Annotated in this window: 4 protein-coding genes; all 4 read right to left on the bottom strand. The window is 61.8% G+C overall.

From position 1 onward, the window contains the following. Positions 1–552 (bottom strand): cbb3-type cytochrome c oxidase N-terminal domain-containing protein (locus V7787_RS52575; protein WP_336095422.1); only part of this gene is annotated, 552 nt, incomplete at its 3' end. Further along, positions 549–740, bottom strand: a complete 192-nt coding sequence (locus V7787_RS52570) for a CcoQ/FixQ family Cbb3-type cytochrome c oxidase assembly chaperone (RefSeq protein ID WP_003254287.1) — start codon at positions 738–740, stop codon at positions 549–551. The genes V7787_RS52575 and V7787_RS52570, both read right to left, overlap by 4 nt. A gap of 5 nt (positions 741–745) precedes the next feature. Further along, positions 746–1354, bottom strand: a complete 609-nt coding sequence (ccoO, locus tag V7787_RS52565; RefSeq protein WP_010955006.1) for a cytochrome-c oxidase, cbb3-type subunit II — start codon at positions 1352–1354, stop codon at positions 746–748. Beyond that, positions 1354–2796 carry a cytochrome-c oxidase, cbb3-type subunit I gene (gene ccoN / locus V7787_RS52560; protein ID WP_003254284.1) on the bottom strand — a complete coding sequence of 481 codons (1443 nt, stop codon included), beginning with the start codon at positions 2794–2796 and terminating at the stop codon, positions 1354–1356. The genes ccoO and ccoN overlap by 1 nt, the downstream gene beginning before the upstream one ends. Positions 2797–3221 lie beyond the last annotated feature (425 nt).

The following is a 3221-nucleotide window of genomic DNA, read 5'->3' as shown; positions in this document are numbered from 1 at the left end:
CTCGCCGCCCCAGCGCCAGTCATTGTCGGTGAGGTTGGGGAAGCCGAAGGCGCCCTTGGCGTCGGAACCGTGGCACACCGAGCAGTTGGAGGCGAACAGCCGCGCACCCATTTTCAATGCCTGTGGGTCCTTGGCCACTTCTTCGATCGGCATGGCCGCGAACTTGGCGAAGATCGGCCCGAAGCGGGCGTCGGCCTTGGCCATTTCCTTTTCCCACTCGTGCACACCGGTCCAGCCCGGCTGGCCGTTGGAAAACTCGGTCTGCTTGTCGTTATCCAGGTACGAATAGCCCGGCAGGACGCCTTTCCAGTTGCCCAGGCCCGGGTACAGCACCAGGTAGCCGAGGGCGAAGATGATGGTGCCGACGAACAGCCAGAACCACCATTGCGGCAGCGGGTTGTCGTATTCCTCGATGCCATCGAAGGCATGCCCGACGGTTTCGTCGGTAACCTCTTCGCGCTGGCCCTTGCGGGTCGACAGCAGCAGCCAGGTCAACGAGAAGATGGTGCCCAGGGTCAGGACGGTAACGTACAGACTCCAGAAGGTTGTCATTGTTGTTTGCTCCCAGAAGCTTTTGCTTGCTCGACGTGCCGGGTGGCCTCGGGGTCATCCGCGAAGGGCAGTTGGGTCGCTTCGTCGAAGTCCTTTTTACGCCGTGGGTTGAACACCCACAGCGCCAGGCCCACGAACGCCACCATCACCACGACGGTGCCCAGGCCGCGAATCATCCCGATATCCATCAGCGTCACCGTTTGCTCTTGATGATGGTGCCAAGACCCTGCAGGTACGCGACGATGGCGTCCATTTCGGTCTTGCCCTTGACCGCGTCACGTGCGCCGGCAATGTCGGCGTCGGTGTACGGGGTGCCGAGTGTGCGCAGCACTTCCATCTTCTTCGCGGTGTCCTTGCCGTCGAGCTTGTTCTCGACCAGCCACGGGTAGGAAGGCATCTTCGATTCCGGTACCACGTTGCGCGGGTTGTACAGGTGCGCTCGGTGCCAGTCATCGGAGTAGCGGCCGCCGACGCGGGCCAGGTCCGGGCCGGTACGCTTGGAGCCCCACAGGAACGGGTGGTCCCACACGCTTTCACCGGCTACCGAGTAGTGGCCGTAACGCTCGGTTTCAGCACGGAACGGGCGGATCATCTGCGAGTGGCAGCCCACGCAGCCTTCGCGGATGTAGATATCGCGGCCTTCCACCTCCAGCGCGGTGCGCGGCTTCATGCCCTCGACCGGCTTGTTGGTGACGTCCTGGAAAAACAGCGGGACGATCTGGGTCAGGCCACCGACGCTCACGGCGATGACCATGAAGAAGGCCAGCAGGCCTATGTTCTTCTCGACGGCTTCATGCTTCATCAGTGCGCTCCCACAACGACGATCTTGGCGGCCTCTTCAGCCTGTGCCGGGTTGGCGGCACGTACGGTACGGAACACGTTGTAGGCCATCAGCAGCATGCCGCTGGCGAAGAACGCACCGCCCAGGGCGCGGACGATGTAGCCGGGGTGGCTGGCCTGCAGGGCTTCGACGAAGGAGTAGGTGAGGGTGCCGTCATCGTTGATGGCGCGCCACATCAGGCCCTGGGTGATGCCGTTGACCCACATCGAGGCGATGTACAGTACGGTGCCGATGGTGGCCAGCCAGAAGTGCGCGTTGATCAGGCCGATGCTGTGCATCTGCTCGCGGCCGTAGAGTTTCGGGATCATGTGGTACACGGCGCCGATCGAAATCATTGCCACCCAGCCGAGGGCGCCGGCGTGGACGTGGCCGATGGTCCAGTCGGTGTAGTGCGACAGTGAGTTCACGGTCTTGATGGCCATCATCGGGCCTTCGAAGGTGGACATGCCGTAGAACGCCAGCGACACCACCAGGAAGCGCAGGATCGGGTCGGTGCGCAGTTTGTGCCAGGCGCCTGACAAGGTCATCATGCCGTTGATCATGCCGCCCCAGCTTGGCGCCAGCAGGATGATCGACATTACCATGCCCAGCGACTGCGCCCAGTCAGGCAGGGCGGTGTAGTGCAGGTGGTGCGGGCCGGCCCAGATGTACAGGGTGATCAGCGCCCAGAAGTGCACGATCGACAAGCGATACGAATAGATCGGCCGCTCGGCCTGCTTGGGCACGAAGTAGTACATCATCCCCAGGAAACCGGTGGTGAGGAAGAAGCCCACGGCGTTGTGGCCGTACCACCACTGGATCATCGCGTCGGTGGCGCCGGAGTAGGCCGAGTACGACTTGAACAGGCTCACCGGCAGCGAGATGTGGTTGACGATGTGCAGCATCGCGGTGACCACGATGAACGCACCGTAGAACCAGTTGCCGACATAGATGTGCTTGGTCTTGCGCTTGACGATGGTGCCGAAGAACACCAGCCCGTAGGTAACCCAGACGATGGCCAGCAGGATCGCCAGCGGCCACTCCAGCTCGGCGTATTCCTTGGTGGTGGTGTAGCCCATCGGCAGGGTGATCAGCGCGCCGACGATCACGGCTTGCCAACCCCAGAAGGTGAAGGCGGCCATGCTGTCGGAGATCAGCCGGGTCTGGCAGGTGCGCTGCACCACGTAGTAGCTGGTGCCGAACAGCGCACAGCCCCCGAAGGCGAAGATCACCAGGTTGGTGTGCAGCGGGCGCAGGCGGCCGAAGCTGGTCCAGGGAAGGTCCAGGTTCAGCTGCGGCCACACCAGCTGCGAGGCGATGAAGACGCCGAGGCCCATGCCAAGGATCCCCCAGACCACCGTCATGATGGCGAACTGGCGGACGACCTTATAGTTATAAGCAGTCGGACTGATTGCTGTGCTCATTCTAAGGTTCCACGGTTTTGATGTTCTTGTTGGTCGAAAAATCGGCGCCAGTATTGATAACCAGCAAGGTTACCGCAACGCAACTTTGGTACGCCGACCCGTGTCCAGACCCGTTCACTGATGTCCCGCAGGGATCGGGTCTGGGCGATTGTACACAAATAAATATTTGTAATGTGTACCGTTTTTCATCTTTTTCTGATCGATCGGTCAAGCTTTTTCTGGGGCGGCGACAGGCCATGCGCCGCGTCTGCTCCGGTCCTTTCGGAGCGAAGCCCACTGAGGCAACAAGCTTAGTTGTGTTCGGTGGGGGTGCAAGGGAAGGGGGCTGAGGCTGGTGGTGGGCGGAGGAGTGTAAGGCTTGAGGGTTATGGGGGGGCGGGGGTGTAGGGGTTGGGTGTTGTGGTGGGGCGGGGGTGTAGGGGTTG

The sequence above is a fragment of the Pseudomonas sp. CGJS7 genome (assembly GCF_036961695.1).
This window is presented reverse-complemented; position numbering and strand designations above follow the sequence as displayed.

Excerpts from the sequence above, each read along its gene's own strand:
- V7787_RS52570 (WP_003254287.1), bottom strand. The coding sequence starts at position 740 with ATGGATATCGGGATGATTCGCGGCCTGGGCACCGTCGTGGTGATGGTG.
- ccoO (WP_010955006.1), bottom strand. The coding sequence starts at position 1,354 with ATGAAGCATGAAGCCGTCGAGAAGAACATAGGCCTGCTGGCCTTCTTC.
- ccoN (WP_003254284.1), bottom strand. The coding sequence starts at position 2,796 with ATGAGCACAGCAATCAGTCCGACTGCTTATAACTATAAGGTCGTCCGC.